Annotated in this window: 16 protein-coding genes and 2 tRNA genes; 7 read left to right on the top strand and 11 right to left on the bottom strand. The window is 69.4% G+C overall.

Features of this window, described 5'->3' with window-relative positions; translation table 11 throughout:
- The 4 genes from EV671_RS14795 to EV671_RS14780 form a co-directional block, all read right to left on the bottom strand.
- A tRNA-Gln gene (locus EV671_RS14795) sits at positions 1 to 77 on the bottom strand.
- A 40-nt stretch (positions 78 to 117) separates the two neighbouring features.
- Positions 118 to 1,020, bottom strand: coding sequence for a 4-(cytidine 5'-diphospho)-2-C-methyl-D-erythritol kinase (locus EV671_RS14790; RefSeq protein WP_132573015.1), 903 nt, complete (start codon positions 1,018 to 1,020; stop codon positions 118 to 120).
- Positions 1,004 to 1,534 carry an outer membrane lipoprotein LolB gene (locus EV671_RS14785; protein WP_132573012.1) on the bottom strand — a complete coding sequence of 177 codons (531 nt, stop codon included), beginning with the start codon at positions 1,532 to 1,534 and terminating at the stop codon, positions 1,004 to 1,006. Before EV671_RS14785 ends, EV671_RS14790 begins: the two co-directional genes overlap by 17 nt.
- Entirely contained in the window at positions 1,531 to 3,276 is a 1,746-nt protein-coding gene (locus tag EV671_RS14780) for a tetratricopeptide repeat protein (protein WP_132573009.1), read from the bottom strand. Before EV671_RS14780 ends, EV671_RS14785 begins: the two co-directional genes overlap by 4 nt.
- Before the next feature lie 41 nt (positions 3,277 to 3,317).
- Here EV671_RS14780 and mutM point away from each other — a divergent pair, with 41 nt between their 5' ends.
- The 4 genes from mutM (at position 3,318) to EV671_RS27775 (ending at position 7,350) form a co-directional block, all read left to right on the top strand.
- Positions 3,318 to 4,136, top strand: coding sequence for a bifunctional DNA-formamidopyrimidine glycosylase/DNA-(apurinic or apyrimidinic site) lyase (gene mutM, locus EV671_RS14775; protein WP_132573006.1), 819 nt, complete (start codon positions 3,318 to 3,320; stop codon positions 4,134 to 4,136).
- Positions 4,121 to 5,140, top strand: coding sequence for an A/G-specific adenine glycosylase (mutY, locus tag EV671_RS14770; protein ID WP_132573003.1), 1,020 nt, complete (start codon positions 4,121 to 4,123; stop codon positions 5,138 to 5,140). The genes mutM and mutY overlap by 16 nt, the downstream gene beginning before the upstream one ends.
- A gap of 16 nt (positions 5,141 to 5,156) precedes the next feature.
- A complete protein-coding gene (locus tag EV671_RS14765; protein ID WP_132573000.1) occupies positions 5,157 to 5,459 on the top strand; it encodes a hypothetical protein in 303 nt (100 codons plus the stop codon).
- Positions 5,460 to 5,547: 88 nt separating this feature from the next.
- Positions 5,548 to 7,350 carry a methyl-accepting chemotaxis protein gene (locus EV671_RS27775; protein ID WP_132572997.1) on the top strand — a complete coding sequence of 601 codons (1,803 nt, stop codon included), beginning with the start codon at positions 5,548 to 5,550 and terminating at the stop codon, positions 7,348 to 7,350.
- Here EV671_RS27775 and EV671_RS14755 read toward each other — a convergent pair.
- The 6 genes from EV671_RS14755 to EV671_RS14730 all read right to left on the bottom strand — a co-directional run bounded on the left by EV671_RS14755 (position 7,347) and on the right by EV671_RS14730 (position 14,646).
- Complete coding sequence (locus EV671_RS14755; protein ID WP_132572994.1) at positions 7,347 to 8,477, bottom strand: FAD-dependent oxidoreductase; 1,131 nt, start codon at positions 8,475 to 8,477, stop codon at positions 7,347 to 7,349. The two genes, EV671_RS27775 and EV671_RS14755, sit on opposite strands and share 4 nt — an antisense overlap.
- 364 nt (positions 8,478 to 8,841) lie before the next feature.
- On the bottom strand, positions 8,842 to 10,584 hold the full coding sequence (locus tag EV671_RS14750) for a M56 family metallopeptidase (protein ID WP_132572991.1): 1,743 nt from the start codon (positions 10,582 to 10,584) through the stop codon (positions 8,842 to 8,844).
- A complete protein-coding gene (locus EV671_RS14745; RefSeq protein WP_243655738.1) occupies positions 10,581 to 10,973 on the bottom strand; it encodes a BlaI/MecI/CopY family transcriptional regulator in 393 nt (130 codons plus the stop codon). Before EV671_RS14745 ends, EV671_RS14750 begins: the two co-directional genes overlap by 4 nt.
- A gap of 47 nt (positions 10,974 to 11,020) precedes the next feature.
- Positions 11,021 to 11,935 (bottom strand): RNase adapter RapZ, encoded by a 915-nt coding sequence (gene rapZ / locus EV671_RS14740; protein WP_132572986.1) that lies wholly within the window; start codon positions 11,933 to 11,935, stop codon positions 11,021 to 11,023.
- Between the two features lie 145 nt (positions 11,936 to 12,080).
- Entirely contained in the window at positions 12,081 to 13,766 is a 1,686-nt protein-coding gene (gene recN / locus EV671_RS14735) for a DNA repair protein RecN (protein ID WP_132572983.1), read from the bottom strand.
- Positions 13,767 to 13,779: 13 nt separating this feature from the next.
- Complete coding sequence (locus tag EV671_RS14730) at positions 13,780 to 14,646, bottom strand: NAD kinase (RefSeq protein WP_132572980.1); 867 nt, start codon at positions 14,644 to 14,646, stop codon at positions 13,780 to 13,782.
- A gap of 180 nt (positions 14,647 to 14,826) precedes the next feature.
- Here EV671_RS14730 and hrcA point away from each other — a divergent pair, with 180 nt between their 5' ends.
- From hrcA to EV671_RS14715, 3 genes are all read left to right on the top strand, one after another.
- Complete coding sequence (hrcA, locus tag EV671_RS14725; protein WP_132572977.1) at positions 14,827 to 15,834, top strand: heat-inducible transcriptional repressor HrcA; 1,008 nt, start codon at positions 14,827 to 14,829, stop codon at positions 15,832 to 15,834.
- 35 nt (positions 15,835 to 15,869) lie between these two features.
- A tRNA-Ile gene (locus tag EV671_RS14720) sits at positions 15,870 to 15,946 on the top strand.
- Between the two features lie 270 nt (positions 15,947 to 16,216).
- A complete protein-coding gene (locus EV671_RS14715) occupies positions 16,217 to 19,159 on the top strand; it encodes a sensor domain-containing diguanylate cyclase (protein ID WP_165917580.1) in 2,943 nt (980 codons plus the stop codon).
- A gap of 35 nt (positions 19,160 to 19,194) precedes the next feature.
- Here the strand turns inward: EV671_RS14715 and EV671_RS27020 are convergent.
- A partial coding sequence (locus EV671_RS27020; RefSeq protein ID WP_207911168.1) for a hypothetical protein occupies positions 19,195 to 19,384 on the bottom strand: 190 nt, incomplete at its 5' end.

Below are 19,384 nucleotides of genomic sequence, written 5' to 3'. Positions count from 1 at the left end.
TGGCAGGGGAGGAAGGACTCGAACCCTCGCATGTCGGAATCAAAATCCGATGCCTTGACCAACTTGGCGACTCCCCTACACAGGACACAGCAAAGCTGCTGCACCCTACAACTTTCTTCAGCCGGCCCAGCCCGCGAGCGGGTGTTGAGCCAGACTGCGGCAGATTCGACCGGTCCACCCTTCAGGCTGGGCCTGAAGCAATGTCGCCAGGGACTGGTCGTCCTTGCCATCTTTTCCATCTCCGGCGAGTACCGAGAACACGGCGGCACCCGAGCCCGTCATCCGGGCTTTGTCGAATCCAGCGAATGCTTTCGACAACAGGGCCAACGCGTCTCGCACTTCACTGCTGATCGATTCGGCTGCAGGCTGGAGGTCATTTCGACCAAAGCCTGTAATCAACTCGTCTGCAGTTCCTGCCAGGGCGGGAAAGCCCGCGACTATAGCCAAGTTTTCGGACCTTGCCAAGAGCGGGCTCGAAAAGATCTCTTTTGTCGCGAGCCCGGCCGGCCCCTTGAGCACGGCGAAGCGCTGCTCGGGCAGGCTGATCGGGTGCAGGATCTCGCCGATGCCTTCGACGAAGGCCGGGCCGCCGCCGAGGAAGAAGGGCACGTCGGCGCCCAGCTTCAGGCCGAGTTCGAGCAGGCGCGCCTGCGGCAGCCCGCAGCCCCACAGGCGGTTCAGCGCCAGCAGCGTGGTCGCTGCGTCCGACGAGCCGCCGCCCATGCCGGCGCCGGCGGGCAGGCGCTTCTCGAGGTGGATGTCGGCGCCCAGCGTGCAGCCGGCCTCCTGCTGCAGCAGCCGGGCGGCGCGCAGGCAGAGGTCGTCGGCGGGGAGATCGCCGCCGAGCACGTCGTGGCGCTGCAGGCGGCCGTCGCCGCGGCGCTCGACGTGCAGGGTGTCGGCCCAGTCGATGAGCACGAAGACGGACTGCAGCAGGTGGTAGCCGTCGGCACGCTTGCCGACGACATGCAGGAAGAGGTTGAGCTTGGCCGGCGCGGCCAGGTCATGGAGTGACTTCATCGCCTCCGTCCAGTTTGGCGCGCAGCGTCACTGTGGGTTCAGACAGGCGGGTCGCCACGAGGGCCGGCAGCCGCGGCTCGATGCGCCAGCCGAGCTGCTCGAAGCCGCCGGCCGTCTTCCGGTGCGGCGCCGCGGGCCAGGGCCGGGCCTGCAGCCAGTCGAACAGCGCGGCCACCGGCACGGCCTCGCCGAGCATCTCGCGGGTCAGCGCGTCGAGGTCGTCGAAGCGGCGCTCCTGGTCGGGCGTCTGCAGCAGCACGAGGCCGGGCTGCCAGCTGGCGCGCGCGACCAGGCCGCCCAGCGGCGCGCTCAGCTCCAGCCGGCCGGCCTCGGGGCCGCCGAAGAGCTCGAAGCTGGCTGCGCCGCCGGTGCCGCGGTTGTGCACGTCGCCGGCCACGGTCACGCTGATGCGGCCGCTCAGCCGCGCTTCGGTGGTGGCGGCGGGAGGCGTCTGGCGCAGTTGGGCGCAGCCCGTCAGCGCCAGCGCGAGCAGGAGGGTGGCCGCAAACCTCAAAGCTTGACCTTCAGCCGGCCCAGGGTCTCGCGCAGCGCCTCGTTGCGCGGGTCGCGCTGCGCGGCTTCCTGCCACACGCGGCGGGCTTCGTCCTGGGCGCCGCTGGCCCACAGCACCTCGCCGAGGTGGGCGGCGATCTCGGCGTCGGGCCGGCCGCTGTGGGCCTGGCGCAGCAGCTTGGCGGCCTCGGGCAGGTTGCCCAGGCGGAACTCGACCCAGCCAAGGCTGTCGACGATGACGGGCTCGCCCGGCGCGAGCTTGAGCGCGTGCTCGATCAGCTGCTTGGCCTCGGCCAGCCGCACATTGCGATCGGCCAGCGAATAGCCGAGGGCGTTGTAGGCATGGTGGTAGTCGGGCTTGAGCTCGATGACATGGCGCAGCAGCGCCTCCATCTCGTCGAACTGGCCGAGCTTCTCGGCCATCATGGCCTGCTCGTAGATCAGGTCGGTGTCGCCGGGGAAGCGCTCGGTGGCGGCCTTGAGCACGGCGAGCGCGGCGGCGTAGTCCGGCTGCTCGCGCAGCAGCTGAGCCTCGGCCAGCAGGCTGGCGCGGGCGTCCTGGTCGCTGGCGTCTGCGGCGGGCTGGAGCAGCTTGCGGCCTTCGGCCAGCTTGCCTTGGCGGGCGAGCAGGCTGGCGCGGCGGAAGTTGACGTCGAGGCCGGCGCCATCGACCTTGCGCAGCGCGGCCTCGGCGGCCTTCAGGTCGCCGCGCTGCTCGGCCGCCTGGGACAGCATCAGCCAGGCGCTCTGGCGGCCCTCCGCACGGGCGCGGATCTCGACATCGGTGCCGGCGGCCGGCGTGTCCAGGCGCTTGAGGCTCTCGCGCAGCGCGGCCTCGGCGGCGGGGATGTGCTTCTGGTCCAGCTCGATGGCGCCCAGGGCCAGCCAGGGCGCCGGGTTGTCGGGCGTCGACTCGGTCAGCAGGCGGAACTCGCGCGCCGCATCGACCGGGCGCTGGGCCTGGACCAGCGCGCGCCCGTAGGCCTGGCGCAGCCCGTGCTGGTCGGGCTTTTGCTGCAGGCGGGCGGTGATGAGTTCCTCGGCCTGGGGCTGGCTGGGCAGCAGGTCGATGGCGAGCTGCATCGCGTCGTCGCCGTCGGGCATGGCGGCGGCGAGCTCGCGCGTCAGGGTCAGGGCGCGCGCGGACTCGCCGGCGGCGAGGGCCAGCCTGGCCTCGGCGAACAGGGCGGCCGGCTTGAGCGCGCCGGCCTGGGCCTGCAGCACGGGGGCCAGGGCCGCGAGCACGGCCTTGGGATCGGGCGAGCGCTGGAACAGGCGGGGCAGGGCGGCGATCAGGCCGGGGCGCTGCACCTCGGGGGCGACGCGCAGCAGCGCAGTCAGCGGCTGCGGGATTTCGGCCGGCTTGTTCAGCAGGGCCAGCAGCTGCATGACGGTCTGGTGGGCATCCACCGAGTTCGGCTGCGCGTCGGCCCAGGCGCGAGCCGCCATCAGCGCCTGGTCGCCGGCGCGCGCCTGCAGTGCGATGTTGACGACGCGCTTGAACAGTTCCTCGTCGCCGGTGCGGCGCGCGGCATCCAGCAGCACCTGGAAGGCGACGCCGGGCTGGCCGCCGTTCAGCTCGAGTTCGCCGATCAGCAACTGGTAGAACAGCGGCGCGTCCATTGCCGAGTTGAGCGGCGGACTTGCGGGCACGGCTGGAGCGGCGTCGGGTGTCTGGGCCTGGGCCTGCAGGGCGGCCAGCAGTACGGCGGCGCTAGCGGCGCGGCGGAAGGGAAGGGGCATTCGAACTCCGGCAAACAGGGTCTGATTATGATTTCCGTCCAATGCCCGAGTTACCTGAAGTCGAAGTCACGCGCCGCAGCTTTGCCGCCGCCATCCACGGGGCCCGGGTGACCGGCCTGCGTCTGGGAAAACCGCTGCGCTGGCCCATGGGCGTGGACCCTGAAACCCTGCTCGGTGCCCGCGTCGGCGCCGTGCAAAGGCGGGGTAAATATTTGTGGCTTCCGCTCGCTGAGGCAGGTGGATTGCTGATGCACCTGGGCATGTCGGGCTCGCTGGCCTTTTTGGACACGACGCCCGCCCCCGGCGCGCACGACCATTTCGACCTGCACACCGACCGCGGCCTGCTCCGCCTGACCGACCCGCGCCGCTTCGGCGCCGTCGTCTGGGCAGCGGCGCTGGATGCCGAGCCGGTGGCGACGCTGCTCGGCGGCCTGGGCCTGGAGCCCTTCGACGAACGCTTCGACGGCGCCCACCTGCACGCGGCGCTCAGCGGCCGGCGCGTGTCCATCAAGCAGGCCCTGCTGGCTGGCGACATCGTCGTCGGCGCGGGCAACATCTACGCCTGCGAGGCCCTCTTCATGGCCGGCGTCGACCCGCGCCTGCCCGCGGGCAAGCTCAGCCGGCCGCGCGCCGACAAGCTGGCGCTGGCCGTCCGCACGGTGCTGGGCCAGGCGCTAGAAGCCGGCGGCACCACGCTGCGCGACTTCCGCGACGCCCATGGCGTGGCCGGCAGTTTCCAAATGCAGGCCCAGGTCTATGGCCGCGAGGGCGAGCCGTGCCGGCGTTGCGGCACGGCCATCCGGCGCATCGTGCAGGGGCAGCGTTCGACCTTTTTCTGCCCGTCATGCCAGAAGCGTTGATCGCCGATTTCGGCAAGACGGTGGTCGCCTGGCAACGCCGCCACGGCCGCAACACGCTGCCGTGGCAGAACACGCGCGACCCCTATCGCGTCTGGCTGTCCGAGGTCATGCTGCAGCAGACCCAGGTCACGACCGTGCTGGGCTACTACGAGCGCTTCCTCGAGCGCTGGCCGCGCGTCACCGACCTGGCCGCGGCCACGCTGGACGAGGTGCTCGCACAGTGGGCGGGCCTGGGCTACTACAGCCGTGCGCGCAATCTGCATTCCTGTGCGCGGGCCGTGGCCGAGCTGCACGGCGGCGAGTTCCCGCCCACGGCGGCCGGCCTGCAGACGCTGCCGGGCATAGGCCGCTCCACCGCCGCGGCCATCGCGGCCTTCTGCTTCGGCGAGCGCGTGGCCATCCTCGACGGCAATGTGAAGCGCGTGCTCGGCCGCGTGCTGGCCTTCGACGGCGACCTCGCCAGCAGCGCGGCCGAGAAGACGCTCTGGGCCCATGCCACCGAGCTGCTGCCTGAGCGGGACGTCGACCGCTACACCCAGGGCCTGATGGACCTGGGTGCCACCGTCTGCACGGCGCGCTCGCCCGACTGCGCGCGCTGCCCCGTGCAGCCGCTGTGCCGCGCCCAGCAGGCCGGCGACCCGACGCGCTGGCCCGTCAAGACGAAGAAGCTCAGGCGCGGCCGGCGCGAGAACTGGTGGCTGTGGGTCGAGGGCCCCGGGGGCCAGGTCTTGCTGCAGCAGCGGCCCGCCACTGGCGTCTGGGCCGGGCTGTGGACACTGCCGATGTTCGACGACGAGGCGGGCGCGCGCGCGGCACTGCCGGATGCGTGCCTGGAGACGCTGCCGCGCATCGAGCATGCGCTGACCCACTTCGACTGGGTGCTGCACACGCTGCGCGCCCGGGCACCCGAGGGTATGACGCATGGCGGTACCTGGGTCGCCCGGGAGAAACTCGCGAGTTACGCGCTTCCCGCGCCGCTGAAGAAACTGATCGACGAAAGCTGAGAGAGAGAGCCGAGCCATGCAAGCCCAAATCAAGAGTGGCATCGAATACGCGCTGATCACCCTGCTCGTGGGTGGGCTGTGCCTGTGGCAGCTCGTCAGCGGCGCCCAGGAGGCCGAGCCCCCGGTGGGCCGCCTCGTCATCATGGCCCTGGGCCTGGTCGTGGCCGGCGCGATGCACTGCGTCTTCATGATGCAGCTGGTGCGGCGCACGGGGCGCAGCTTCTGGCCCTGGTTCGTCGCCGTGGTCATCTTCATGCCGGTGGGCACGGCCGTGCTGCTGGCGCTGCTGCTCAGCGAGACCGACGCAGCGCAAAGCTGACAGGACGCGGACAGCGCCCCGCCTGCGCATTGCCTGCCCGTGGCTAAACGGGCAAAGTCCCCGGCACAACGATGAAGAGGGGACAGCCTTGGACACCCTGAAGAATCTGCGCGTCGGGACGCGCCTCGGCCTGGCTTTCGCACTGCTGCTGGCCCTGTTGCTGGCGATGGCCGGCGTCGGCGCGATGCTGGCGAAGTCGATCAACAGCCACGCGATGTTCTACCCGGAGAGCGTCCTGCCCTCGCTGCGCGTCATCCACCGGATCCACGTCGACCTGTCGGACTCGCGCCGGCTCGAGCAGCAGTACATCCTGACCGACGACGACAAGGAGAAGAAGTCGCTTGCCGAGCGCATCGCCAAGGCGCGCTCCAACCTCGCGCAGCGCGTCAAGGACTACGACCTGCTGATAGGCGATGACCAGGACGGGGCGTTGCTGAAGCAGGTGGCCGCCGGTGCGGCGGCTTATTTCGCGGTACAGGACAAGGTGATCAAGGCCTCGGATGAAGGCCTTGCGGACCCGACCCAGGCCACGGCGGCGCGCGACCTGACCTTCGGCCCGGCGCGTGCGGCCTTTGCGCCGGTGCGCGACAACGTCGAGAAATGGTGGGACCACAACGAGAAGCTCGCCGGCGCTGCCACCGACGCCGCATCGGCCGCCTATGGTCGGGTACTGTGGATCTTTGCGAGCGCCTCGCTGGCGGCCCTGCTCGTCGGGGCCGGTGCGGCACTGCTCATCACGCGCTCGATCACGGGGCCGGTGGTCAAGGCTTCGGAGGCGGTGCGTGCCGTGGCCTCCGGCGACCTGACGGTGCGCCTGCACGCCGACTCGCGCGACGAGCTCGGCCAGCTGCTGGGCAATCTGGACGAGATGACGCAGAGCCTTGCCCGCATGGTGTCGGGCGTGCGCCAGGGCTGCGACCAGATCAATGTCGCGGCGGCCGAGATCGCCCAGGGCAATGCCGACCTGTCGGCGCGCACCGAAAGCCAGGCCTCCAGCCTGCAGCAGACGGCGGCGTCGGTGGAGGAGATGGCCGCGCAGATCCGGGCCAATGCCGACAACGCCCGCCAGGCCGACCAGCTCGCCAACCATGCTTCCGAGGTGGCCGGCGCCGGCGGCACGGCCGTTGGCGAGGTGGTCACGACGATGGACGCGATCTCGGCCTCCAGCCGCAAGATCTCCGACATCATCGGCACCATCGACGGCATTGCCTTTCAGACCAATATCCTGGCGCTGAACGCGGCCGTCGAGGCGGCGCGGGCCGGCGAGCAGGGGCGCGGCTTCGCCGTCGTGGCCGGCGAGGTGAGGCTGCTGGCGCAGCGCAGCGCCGAGGCGGCCAAGGAGATCAAGAGCCTGATCGGCGACAGCGTCGGCAAGGTCGAGAGCGGCAGCGCCCAGGTGCTGTCGGCGCGCGAGACCATCGGCCAGATGGTCAACGAGGTGCGCAAGGTGACCGACCTGGTCGGCGAGATCACCGTGTCCAGCCGCGAGCAGAGCGAGGGCGTGACCCAGATCAACCAGGCCGTCAGCCAGCTCGACCAGGCCACGCAGCAGAACGCCGCCCTCGTCGAACAGACCGCCGCCGCGGCCGAGAGCATGCGGCAGCAGACCACCCGGCTGACCGAGGCGGTGGCGGTCTTCCGCGTCGATGCGGGCTCGGCCGCCGGTATGCGTGGCGCCGCGCCCAAGCCTGCCGCGCCGCGGCCGGTGGCATCGCCCAGGCCTGCGGCCGCCAGCAAGCCGCTGGCCTCACCCAAGCCGGCGGTGGCGAAGCCAGTGGCCAAGGCCGCGCCGGCGCCACGCGCACCTCTGCCCGCGCCGGCCGCGCCGCTGCCGGCCCCCAAGGTTGCCGCCGCGCCCAGCGAGGCCGAGGGCGACTGGGAGACCTTTTAGAACAGGCCGGCCAGGCGCTGCACGGCGGCCTCGGACTGGGCCCGGTCGGGCCGCAGGTCGTCGTTGCCGAAATCATCCTCGCCCATGGCCGCGACAAGCAGGCCGTCGCGGCGCGGCAGGACGACGAGGTTGTGGGCGCGGTAGATCAGCGCATAGTCCACTTCGGGCTGCGGGATCAGCCGCGCCGTCTGGCCGCGCACCGGCGTGAGGCTGTTGTCGCCCAGCAGCTTGCGGGCACCGTCGCCGGCGCAGTTGACGACCAGTCGCTCCGGCAGGCGGGCAAAGTCCCTCGGGCTCAACAGTTCGCGCTGCACGATCTCGCCGCCGTCGCGTGCGAAGTCGTCCAGCAGCAGGCGCTGGTAGGCCGGGATGTTGAAGACCAGCTGCGTGAACCGGCGCACATGGGGCTTGGCGAAGGGGTGCTCGCCCGCGGCCAGCGCCGCGCCGCGCGGGCGCAGGTCGGCGATGCGCGAGGCGATGTCGGGGTAGTCCGGCTCGCCCGCGTGGCGGGGCAAGGGCGTGTCGAAGCCCTCGTCGGCGACGACGTAGCCGTCATGCCATTCCACCGGCCCCGAGGGCAGGCCGAGATAGCTCTGGTGCATCTTGAACGACGCCCGCGCCATCGCCTCCCAGCCGGCCGACCAGACCTCGCTGGCGTGCTCGCTGGTGACGATGCGCGAGTCCGGCGTCCACAGCCCGGTCGCGGCCGAGGAGTGCACGCGGGGCGGGCGGTCCTTGGCATAGAGGCGCACCTTGTAGCCGGCCTGCTGGGCGGTGCGCGCCGTGGTCAGGCCGATGGCGCCGCAGCCGATGACGGCGATGCGCTGGCCGGGCTGCGCGCCGCTGGCCTGGACCAGGGCCAACGCACGCTGGGCCGAGCCCCAGGACAGCGACCAGCCGCTGCCGCCGTGGCCGTAGTGGTGCACCACGGTTTTGCCGTGCAGGCGCTGCGCCTCGATGCGCGGCCCCTGCGCGCGGAAGGGGCGGATGCCGACGGCAATGTCGATGATGCGGTCGATGTCGGCGCGCATCCGCGCGGGCGCGCGCGGCGGGGCGAAGTCCAGGGCATGGCCGGGCCGGGCAGCGCACAGGGCGCCGCCCGCCACGAGCAGCTGGCGTCTTTGCATGGGAGGCTCCGTTTCAGTTTTCCATGGTGCTGTGCGCCACCCGCAGCTGATGAAGCCGAGGTATTTCGGGCCGAGCGCCGGGCCTGCCAATGGCCAGAGGCCATCGGCCTTGCGTAGGCACAAGCAGTCCGCAGGGACTGCCTGTGTCCGACTCCAGTTCCCAAGCCGGCCCGCGCTGGCGATGTGCTCGCGGCTCGATGCCGCGAGCATCGCCGTCCCCCCGGGGGCTGAGCCCGGACACGTTGAGCCCAGTGGGCTCGACGTGCCTGGCGAAGAGCTGCGGCATTGTCCGCAGCGCGGTCTGCAAGACCGACCAGGCTCGCCCGCGTTCAGCGCGGCGAGATTGGGCGAGGGGCAGTTGATCTCAGGCGGGCTGGCGAGCCAGGCTCTTGCGGATCAGCGCCGCGTCGCGCAGGCGCTGGGCCGAGCCGTCGGCATCCAGCAGCACGACGGTGACCGGGCGCTTGCCGTTCATCATGCGCATCGCCAGGCAGCGGCCGGCCTCCTCGGTGTAGCCGGTCTTGGAGAGCAGGATGTTCCAACCCTTGGCGCCTACCAGGCGGTTGGTGTTGTGCAGCTCGCGGCTGCGGCCGTCGACCGGCACGGTGGTCTTCTTGACGCTGGTGATGCGCTCGATCTCGCCGTAGTGCGCCGCGGCGGCGGTGATGGCGGCCATCTCGGTGGCCGTCGAGGTGTTGGCCGGCGACAGGCCGGTCGGGTCGGTGATGGACGTGCGGCTCAGGCCCAGCGCGCGGATCTTGGCGTGCATGGCCTTCTCGAAGCCGGCGTCGCCGCCGGGGAAGGTGCGGGCCAGCGCGAAGGCGGCGCGGTTCTCGGACTCCATCAGCGCCATCTCCAGCGCGGCCTGGCGGCTCATCTGCGTGCCGACGCGCACCCGTGAGCGGCTGTGCTTGAGGGTGTCGACATCGTCGTTGGTGATGCGCAGCTTCTCGTTCGGGTCCAGCCTGGCGTCCAGCACGACCATGGCCGTCAGCAGCTTGGTGAGCGAGGCGATGGGCACGACGGCGTCGGCGTCGCGGGCCATCAGCACCTTGCCCGTCGCGTCGTCGATGACGACCACATGCTTGGCATTGACCGGCAGGCGCAGTTGCGGGGCCTGCTGTGCCTCGGCGGGCGTGGCGGGTACCGCGGCCTGGGCCTGCGCGGCGGGCGCCGGCGTGTCGGGCGCGCTGCGGCTCTTGGCCTGCACGACGAAGCTGGTCGCCGCGATCAGCAGGGCCGGCAGCGCCAGCTTCCAGCCGGTGGCCTGGGGCCGGGGCGCCAGCAGGCGCTCGACACGGCGCAGCAGCTCGCCGCCACGCGCCGCCAGTGCGACCGTGGGCAGCGGCCGGGGCTGCAATTCGCTGAGTGCATGCAGGGCCTGGGCCATGCGGCGCGAGTCGCCCAGCAGCTCGGCCGAGATCTGGTCCGCCACCAGCTCGCGCTCGGCGCGCATGCGGGCCGACAGCCACCACACCACCGGGTGGAAGAACAGCAGGGCCTCGACGACGCTTTGCAGCAGGTTGGCGAGGTAGTCCCAGCGCCGCACATGGGCCAGTTCGTGGGCCAGCAGGGCTTCGAGCAGGCCGACCGGCAGGCGGCTCAGCAGCGCGGCGGGCAGCAGCACGCAAGGCCTGAGCATGCCGAGCGCGATCGGGCCGTCCAGCTCGGGCAGCAGGCGCAGCGTCACCTTGCGGCGCAGGCCGAGGCCGCGGGCCAGGCCGTCCAGCCGCTCCTGCCATTCGGCGGGTGCGGCGGTGCTGCGGCGGCGTGCGCGTGCCACCCAGGCCAGGCCCAGGCCCAGGCGGCCGAGCATCAGTGCCGTGCCCAGCGCCCAGGCGGTGACGAGGGCCGGCATCTGCTCGGCCAGTGGCTCCAGCTCGGTCGTGAAATCGCCCTCGGTGGGTGTGGCCAGGTCCAGGCACTGTGCCAGCGGCAGGCCCAAGCAAAGCAGCAGGCTCAGCGCACTGACCGCGTAGCGCCAGCGGGCCGGCGCGCCACGCAGCAGCGTCAGCAGCAGCAGGGCCACGCCGCCGACGATGGCGCCCTGCCAGACGAAGTTCAACAGGGCCCAGCCCCAGGCATTCATTGCGATGTCGAGGCTCATGGCTGCTCTCCGTTCTTCGCCAGCAGCTGGCGGATTTTAGCGCGCTCCTTGGCGCTGACGTGGTTCTTCAGGGCCGCCAGCACCAGGGCCTTGCCCGAGCCCGCGAAGGCCTTGGCGATGAAGTCCTTGACGAGGGACTGCTGCAGCTTGTCCTGGGCCTGCACCGGTGCATAGCGCTGCGGGCGCAGGCTCTCGTCACGGTCGAGCAGGCCCTTGCCGTGCATCACCTGCAGCTGGCGCAGCACGGTGGCATAGGTGGCGTCGGGGCGCCCGGGCAGCAGGGCCTCGTGCACGGTCTTGGCATCGGCAGGGCCGAGGCGCCAGAGCACCTGCAGCAGGTCCAGCTCGGCAGCGGTGGGCCGCGCCGTGAAGGCGGTTCTTGCGTTCATGCTGTTCAGCATAAGCGTTCTAGAACCATTGGTCTAGAACTTTTCTTCTATCTTGCGTCGAGCTCGCGGTGACGCTTGAGCACATGGCCGTGGTGGCTGAACTGGCGCACCAGCATCTCGACGAGGTAGACCGAGCGGTGCTGGCCACCGGTGCAGCCTATGGCCACGGTCAGATAGCTGCGCTGGTCGGCCGCGAAGTTGGGCAACCAACGAGACAGGAAACCGGCGATCTGGCCCATCATCAGCCCGACCTCGGGCTGGGCCGCGAGGTAGGCCGCCACGGGCGCGTCGCGGCCGGTGAGCGGGCGCAGCTCGCGGTCGTAGTAGGGGTTGGGCAGCACGCGCACGTCGAAGACGAAGTCGGCATCGCTGGGCACGCCGTGCTTGAAGGCGAAGCTCTCGAACACCAGCGTCAGCTTGCTGCCGGCATTGGGGCCGACGAGGTCGGCCAGCCAGGCGCGCAGCTGGGCAGGGCGCAGCTGGCTGGTGTCGATGACGGTGGACTCGGCCTTCAGCCCGCCCAGCAGCTCGCGTTCCAGCTGGATGGCCTCCAGCAGCACGCGGTGGCCGTCCTCGGCGCCGGCCTCCAGGCTGCCGAAGCTGGTGTCGCGGTCCATGCGCAGCGGGTGGGGGCGGCGGGTCTCGGAGAAGCGGCGCACCAGCGCGTCGTTGTTCGCGTCCAGGAAGATGGAGCGCACGGCCACGCCCTGGCCGCGCAGGTCCTTCAGCAACGGCAGCATCAGCGGCAGCGAGCCGGCGCTGCGCACGTCCACGGCGATGGCAACGCGGCGCTCGCCGCGCTGCTGCTCCAGGCTCAGGAAGTCCAGCAGCAGCTCGGCGGGCAGGTTGTCGACGCAGAAATAGCCGGCATCCTCCAGCGCGTGCATGGCCACGGACTTGCCGCCGCCGGACATGCCGGTCAGCAGCACGACGTCGCCCTGCAGTTCATGCTCCACGGTCATTGGTGCACCCTTCGGCCTACGGCCTTGCCCGGCCGACGGCGCGGCCAGGCGTTCGCCAGGCACGGGATGCCCACTGGGCATCCCGTGTCCGGGCTCACTCCCGCCAAGCGGGAGCGAGCTTGCTTGGGGCGGTCCGGCGCTGCGCTCACGATCTGGCCTTCTTCGGCTTGCTCGTCGTGGCAGACGCGGCCAGCATCTCCTCGGCATGGGCGAGGCTGGTGGAGGACAGGTGCTCGCCGCCCAGCATGCGGGCGATCTCGGCCACGCGGGCCTCGCCGGCCACGGGTGAGACGCTGCTGGCCGTGGCGCCACCGGCCGAGCTCTTGGCGACGACGAGGTGGCGGTCCGCGCAGGCGGCGACCTGGGGCAGGTGGGTGACGGCCATGACCTGGCGTTCACGTCCCAGCTGCTTCATCAGCCGGCCCACGGTCTCGGCCACGGCGCCGCCGATGCCGACATCGATCTCGTCGAAGATCAGCGTGCCGGGCGACTGGGCCGATGCGGCCTGGCTGCTCGTCACGGCGATGGCCAGCGCGATGCGCGACAGCTCGCCGCCCGAGGCCACCTTGGCCAGCGGCCGCGGCGTGCTGCCGGCGTGGCCGGCGACGAGGAACTCGGCGGACTCGGCTCCGTAGCTTTGCGGCCCGTCGGCCGGCTGCAGCGCGATGTCGAAGCGGCCGCCGGCCATGCCGAGCTGCTGCATCGCGGCCGTGACGGCCGCGGCCAGCTGCGGCGCGGCCTTCTTGCGGGCGCGGCTGGCGGCCTGCGCCTCGGCGTCGAAGGCCTGGCGCGTGGCGGCCAGCGCGGCTTCGAGCCGGGCCGGGTCGCTGGCGGCGTCCAGTGCCGCGAGTTCGGCCCGCCACTGCGCCAGCAGGGCCGGCAGATCCTGCGGTTGGCGGCGGTAGCGGCGCGCCAGCGTCATCCAGGCCGACACGCGCTCGTCCAGCTCGGCCAGGCGGTCGGGGTCGAGGTCGGTCTTGTGCAGATAGGTGGCCAGCGTGTGGCTGGCGTCCTGCAGCTGGGCCTGCGCGTCGCGCAGGGCCTGCACGGCGGGCAGCAGGCGGGCATCAAAGTCGAGCACGCGTTCGAGCAGGTCCAGCGCCTGCCCGGCCAGCGACTGGGCGCTGGGCTCGGCATCGTCCAGCGCGTTCAGCGCCGACTTGGCCGCGTCGATCAACGACTGGCCGTGCGACAGGCGCTCGTGCTCGGCGTTCAGCTCCGCCCACTCGCCTTCGGCCGGCGCGAGGCCGTCCAGCTCGCCGATCTGCCAGGCCAGGCGCTCGCGTTCGCGCTGAGCCTCGGCCTGCAGGCCGCGGGCCTTCTGCAGCGTATCGGCGGCCTGCTTCCAGGCCGCGTGGGCGCGGGCCAGCGGCGCGCTGTCGAGGCCGGCGAAACCGTCCAGCAGCTCGCGCACGGCGGCCGGGCGGGTCAGGCCCTGCCAGGCATGCTGGCCGTGGATGTCCAGCAGATGGTCGGCCAGCTCGCGCAGCTGGGTCAGCGTGGCGGCGCCGCCGTTGATCCAGGCCCGGCTTTTTCCGGCGGCGTCGATGACGCGGCGCAGCAGCAGCGCGTCGTCGGGCTCGAAGCCCGCCTCGTCCAGCCAGCCGCGCAGATGGGCCGGCGTGTCGAACTCGGCGCAGATCTCGGCCCGGGCCGCGCCCTCGCGCACGACGCCGGCGTCGCCGCGGCCGCCCAGGGCCAGCTGCAGCGCATCGATGAGGATGGACTTGCCGGCGCCGGTCTCGCCGGTCAGCACTGCAAAGCCGGCCTCGAAATCGAGTTCGAGGACCGGGACGATGACGAAGTCCTTGAGGCTGAGGTGCCGCAGCATGGTCTACAAAGGATCAGAGGTACCAGCGGAGCTTGCGACGCAGCGTCGCGTAATAGCTCCAGCCCTTGGGGTGCAGGAAGCGCACCTGGTGCTGGCTGCGGCGCACGGTGATGGTGTCGCCGTGCAGCAGGCTGGCGAGGCTCTGCATGTCGAAGTTCACCGACGCGTCGCGGCCGGCGACGATCTCCATGCGCACCTCGCCGCTGTCGGGCAGCACGATGGGCCGGTTGGACAGGGTGTGCGGCGCGATGGGCACCAGCAGCCAGCCCGCGATGCTGGGGTGCAGCAGCGGCCCGCCGGCCGACAGCGCATAGGCGGTGGAGCCGGTGGGCGAGGCGACGATGAGGCCGTCGGCTCGCATATTGGCGACGAACTGCTCGCCGACCTCGATCTTCAGCTCCACCATGCCGGCCGTCGCGCCGCGGCTGACGACGACATCGTTGAGCGCCAGGCCCGTGAAGATGGCTTCGCCGTCGCGCAGCACGGCACCTTCCAGCATTGCGCGCGACTCGACCTCGTAGTCTCCGGCCAGCACCGGCGCCAGCGATTCGCGCCAGCGCTCGGTCGGGATGTCGGTGATGAAGCCCAGCCGCCCCTGGTTGATGCCCAGCAGCGGGATGCCATAGGGCGCCATCTCGCGGGCGAAGCCCAGCATCGTGCCGTCGCCGCCGACGACCACGGCCAGGTCGCAGACGCGGCCGAGCTCGTCATGGGACAGCGCGTCGTAGTCGGTTAGGCCGGTGTTCAGCGCGGTGTCGGAGTCCAGCGAGACATCCAGGCCCTGGCCGCACAAAAACTGGGCAATCTCCTGCAGCACCGGCTTGATGCCAGGCGCCTGATGCTTGCCCACGATGGCGACATGTCTGAAGCGCTTGGCCATGCGGCAAATTACACCACAGGGGTATCGCCTCTCCCAGGAGAAACGGGGGTGTTTCAGAGTCAGTCGGCGCCAGAGCTACTCGCTGCGCTCGGGCGGTCCGGCACGCAAGTTTTGATCAGTTGGTGCCAGAGCTACTCGCTCCGCTCGGGCGGTCTGGCACGCAAGACATAAGATTGCTCCATGCTCGACGAGCGATCCAAATCCCTGCTGAAAACCCTGGTCGAACGCTATATCGCCGACGGCCAGCCGGTGGGCTCGCGCACGCTGTCCAAGGCCTCGGGCCTGGAGCTCAGCCCCGCGACCATCCGCAATGTGATGGCCGACCTGGAAGAGCTCGGCCTCATCGCCAGCCCCCACACCAGCGCCGGCCGCATCCCGACGGCGCGCGGCTACCGCCTCTTCGTCGACACCATGCTGACGGCCCAGCCCAGCCTGGTCAGCGTCGATGCGGTGCCGCTGCAGCCCGACCAGCCGCAGCGCGTCATCGCCAGCGCGGCCCAACTGCTGTCCAGCCTGTCCAACTTCGTCGGTGTCGTCACGGCGCCCAAGAAGCCCAGCGTCTTCCATCACATCGAGTTCCTGCGCCTGGGCGAGCGCCGCGTGCTCGTCATCCTCGTGTCGCCCGACGGCGACGTGCAGAACCGCGTCATCTTCACGCCCCAGGACCTGAGCCAGGCCGAGTTGGCCGAGGCCAGCAACCGCCTCAACGCCGGCTATGCGGGCCTGACGCTGGAGGCCGTGCGCGAGCGCCTGCGTTCGGAAGTGGATGCGCTGCGTGGCGAGATCGCCGGCCTGATGAGCGTGGCCGTGCAGGTCGGCACCGAGGCCATGGCCCAGCAGGACGACCAGGTCGTCGTCTCCGGCGAGCGCAACCTGCTGACCGTGCAGGACTTCAGCCACGACTTGGGGTCACTGCGCCGCCTGTTCGACCTGTTCGAGCAGAAGACCCAGCTGATGCGCCTGCTCGACACTTCCAGCCGCGCCGAGGGCGTGCGCATCTACATCGGCGGCGAAAGCCAGGTCGTGCCCTACGAGGAACTGTCCATCGTCAGCGCGCCCTACGAGGTCGACGGCCAGGTCGTCGGCACGCTGGGCGTCATCGGCCCGACGCGCATGGCCTACGACCGCATGATCCAGATCGTCGACATCACCTCGCGCATGGTGGGGCAGGCGCTTTCTCAACGTTGAACCAGCGCTGACTAGAATCCGCGCCTTCCCTCCGGGGGCCGTTAGCTCAGTTGGTCAGAGCAGAGGACTCATAATCCTTTGGTCATTGGTTCAAGTCCAATACGGCCTACCAAATAAATCAAGCACTTAAGCCAACTCTTCGGGGTTGGCTTTTTGCTTTGTGCGAGCCATGTAGGCACTGTGTAGGCATTTCGGGTCAACCTCAAACTCCATCGATCAACGGTTGCCGTTTGGCTTCGGGTTTGCCTTTTTGGAGGGCGCTCGATTGCGGCGTGGCGCCGCCCCAGCTGCTCGAGCAGCTTGCCCGCCCCACGACCCGCTGACACCATCAAGAGCATCGTCAAAAATATGAGCATCAGCCAAGGTCATGAGATGTTGTTGGATGACCCTGTCTGGTTTCAGGCACGGGTTGGTCACATCACGGGCGACACTGCGCCGGCATTTTTTAAAAAAATCAACCGTCAATCTGCACCTTAGCCAAATGAATGAGCCACTGCCCCGCTCCTGGTCGGTGGGCCATGCCGTACTCCTTGCCCTCGTTTACGCCATCAGTGGCCGGGTGGCTCTGTTGCTTGCGCTTCCGCCCAGCTATGCGTCTGCGATCTTTCCTCCTGCCGGAATCGCTCTCGCATTCGTCCTGGCTTACGGCCTGCGAGTCTTGCCGGGCGTGTTTTTCGGGTCCTTGTTGCTCAATGCCTGGCTCGACTTGTCACGTGGCCAACCGATTGGGCTGGACATCGCCGCGCCCTTGTCGATCGCCATGGGATCGACGGCGCAGGTCGTGGTGGGAAGGCTTGGCCTGCGCAGGTTTTTGGATAGCGACTCGCGTTTCGACACCGCGTCCTCCGTGCTGCTGTTCTTGCTCGGCGCCCCCATCGTCTGTTTGACCAGTGCCTCGTTGTCGCTCGCGGCGTTGCTCTTCGTCGGCGCGGAAAGCGTTCAAGCTCTGGGGCCGGATTGGTTGACTTGGTGGATCGGCGACACCCTGGGGGTCGTGCTTTGCCTGCCGCTGACGCTGCTCTTCATCGGCCATCCACGACCACTCTGGCGGCGGCGTCGCTTGGCAGTTGGCCTGCCCGTCCTGATCAGCATCGGCTTGTGCGTGGCGGTCTATCTGAAGACTGTCGGGTGGGAGCAAGAACAATCGCTAAAGGAATTCCAGCTGGCGACGGAGCGAACCGCCGACGAATTGCAAACCCATCTTGCAGGCCAGGAGTTCGTTGTCGAGGAATTGGCGGCGTTCATGTCTCACGCCGCCCGTGGCGAGGTGACTCGAGACGAATTTCGCCGCTTTGCGAGTACCACGCTCGCCAAAACCCCTGAAGTCGCCGCCGTGGAATGGGTGCCCTGCGTGAACGACGCGGCGCGCGCCGCTTTCGAGGCCCGCGAGGCGCGGGATATGCCCGGCTTCCAGATCAAGGATCGCACGGCCGCCGGGACGCTGGTGCGGTCGGCCCGGCGGGATCGGTACTTCCCTGTCGCCTATGTTGAACCCTTGGCCGGCAATCAAGCCGCCGTCGGATTCGATCTGGCATCCAACGCTGTGAGGCGCGAAGCGGTCGTCCTGGCCTTGAAGAGCGGGCAGGCGGTCGCCAGTTCTCCCATCGAACTGGTCCAGGAACAGCACAAGCAGAAGGGGCTCATCCTGGTCCGGGCTGTCCAAGCCGACAGCGAGTGCCCGGACCTGGTGTTGTCCGTACTTCGCCTGGGAGACTTCGTAAGCAAGAGCCTGCCCTCGGAGGCGGCGGCCCTCGACCTCCATGTCGACGATCTGGCCGAACACATGACCGTCTTCGGGCAGGCTGACGCGCCGATCAGCGCCAATTCGCGCTCTCGGGAGTTGCATTTCGGAGGGCGAACCTATCAGCTCGCCGCGACGCCGACCGGCCGATACCTCGCCGAACACAAGAGCTGGCAGAGCCTGATGTTGCTGGCGGGATGCCTCTTCGGCACCGGCTTGCTGGGCGCGCTTCTGCTCTTGTCCACCGGCTACACGGAACGGACCGAGACGGTCATTCGGGACCGCACGGAGCAGCTTGAGCGGGAGAGCCGCAAGACCGCCATGTTCCTGCGCAATTCGAGCGACGGCACGCACATCATCGACGTCCATGGAAGACTCGTCGAGGTGAGCGATTCGTTCTGCCAAATGCTCGGCTACTCACGGGACGAGTTGATCGGAAAGCGAATCAGTGATTGGGACGCGGACCTGCAGCCCGAGCGGGTGGAGTTCGTCGTCCAAGCCAGGCTCGAGAACAGGCTGCCGACCACCTTCGAGACCCGGCACCGGAGAAAGGACGGCACCAGCTTTGACGTGGAGGTCAGCGTCGGCCCCATCGACTGGGACGGGGAGCGTTACCTGTTCGCCTCGTCGCGCAATATCACGAAGCGCAAACTCACGGAGCAGGCGCTTCGTCAGAGCGAGCACAGGCTGCAGAGTGTCACTGACCGCATCCCCATGCGGGTGTCATTCATCGACAACGAGGAGCGCTATCGATTTGTCAATCCTGCCTACGAGGCCACGTTTGGCATGCCGCGCGCCGAACTTCTCGGCAAAACGGTGCGGGAAGTTCTCGGCGATGGCGCGTATGGTCAGGTCGCCCACTACATCACTCGCGCATTGGCCGGCGAGACGCTGAGCTTCGACAGCGAGATCACGACGCAGGAAGGCTATCGCTGCTACCGGGCGACATATGTACCCCAAACTTCCGATGACGGCACGGTATCCGGCTTCGTCGCCATCGTCCTGGACACGACCCGCCAGAAGCTGGAAGAGCGCCGGCTTATCGAGCTGAGTCAACTGGACAGCCTGACAGGCCTGCTCAATCGGTCCGGTCTCTTGCAACGCGGGAAGATGGTCTTCGAGCGCAGCCGGGAAACCAAGGGCATGATGGCGCTGATGATGCTGGACGTTGATGGCTTCAAGCAGGTCAATGACACGCTGGGCCATCAGGTCGGGGACATGCTGTTGCGGGGCTTCGCAGGGCGGCTCATCAAGAGCTTGCGTGCCAACGACATCATTGCACGCCCTGGTGGCGACGAATTTGCCGTCATCGTCGAAGGATTGGCGGCGGAGACCGACGCTTCGGCGATTCCACGGAATCTCGTCGAGGCGATGCGAGCCCCGTTCATTCTCGAGAGCGGCACAGTCAGCATCACGACAAGCATCGGCGTGGCGGTCTATGCCGGCCAGCCTGATGTCGATAGCGCGCAGCTGATCAAGCTGGCAGACAGCCTGCTCTACGCAGCGAAACGCGCGGGGCGGAACGATTTCCGGATAGCAGCCGTTGAATCGGCGCCAGCGCATGTCGGTGCGGGATCATCGTGATAGGTAGTTGCTTCGAGTCGTTCCAAGCCGGCTGATCAGGCGATCAGTGTCTCGAAGTTCCCTTGCTGGAGAGGTTGGCGGCGCGTTGGGCGTCTGTCGTGCAGGAAGGCATCGAGCTCGGTGCGGTTCGTTCTTGAGAGCATCCCAGGCCCATGACCGCGCCCGGCGTTCGCGAAGAAACGATGGTGTTGTTGCGCTACAAGGCGAACGGCAGCGCCGTCATGA

The sequence above is a fragment of the Roseateles saccharophilus genome (genome assembly GCF_004342485.1).
In the GTDB taxonomy this organism is placed as follows: Bacteria; Pseudomonadota; Gammaproteobacteria; order Burkholderiales; family Burkholderiaceae_C; genus Pelomonas; species Pelomonas saccharophila.
This window is presented reverse-complemented; position numbering and strand designations above follow the sequence as displayed.